General features: G+C 68.8%; 1 protein-coding gene. It reads left to right on the forward strand.

Annotated elements, in window-relative coordinates:
- Positions 1-683 (forward strand): PE/PPE C-terminal domain-containing protein (locus tag B8W67_RS20145; RefSeq protein WP_207567716.1); only part of this gene is annotated, 683 nt, incomplete at its 5' end.
- Positions 684-842 lie beyond the last annotated feature (159 nt).

The following is an 842-nucleotide window of genomic DNA, read 5'->3' on the forward strand; positions in this document are numbered from 1 at the left end:
CGGCGCGCCAGAACACCGATCCGTCGGGGGCGGGTCGTCAGGCGGCGGCGCTGACCCAGACCGCGGCCACCGACGCCACCGGCAAAGGCGGCGACATCGCCCTCAAGACGGGCGCGACCAACGGCATCACCGACCCGATCAAAGACGCGTTGAAGGACCCGCTGGGGACCCTCACCGACATGTACAACGGCTACAAGCCCACCGACGCGCTCAACGACACCCTCGAGCCGCCGTACCGCCTGGCCGGCATCATCTCCTCCAGCGCCGGGTTCTTGAAGACCGTCGCCCCGGCCACCTCCGCGGCGTCGAAGGGCATCACCGGGGCCAACGGCATGATGCTGACCCCGGTCACCGCCACCGTGGGCAACGCCCTGGGCAACGCCTTGGGCGGCACCCCGGCCAGCGCCCCGATCGCGGCCAACCTGGCCAGCGCCACTCGCCTCGGTGGCCTGTCGGTGCCGGCCAGCTGGGCCGGTGCCGCCCCGGCGGTCAACGCCGCCGCCAATACCCTGCCCGCCGCGAACATGGCCTCCAGCATCGGAAGTGGAACGACCGGTGCTGGCCACATGCTCGGCGGTGTACCACTGTCGGGCGCCGGAGCCGCCGCCCGCGGCATCGGCGATGGAGTCCTCCGTGTGGGGCCCCGCGCCTTCGTTATGCCACGACCGCTATCTGCCGGGTAACGCGGAAAGGGGGCCAACCAGCTGATAGCCGATTATCGTTGGTAAGCAACACGGCAGGGAACCACAACAGAGTTTTGCGAGCAAGGAGAGGCGATTATGGCTTCGCGTTTTATGACTGATCCGCAGTTGATGCGGGATATGGCTGGGCGGTTTGAGGTG

The sequence above is a fragment of the Mycolicibacillus koreensis genome, from assembly GCF_002104795.1.
Lineage (GTDB): Bacteria > Actinomycetota > Actinomycetes > Mycobacteriales > Mycobacteriaceae > Mycobacterium > Mycobacterium koreense.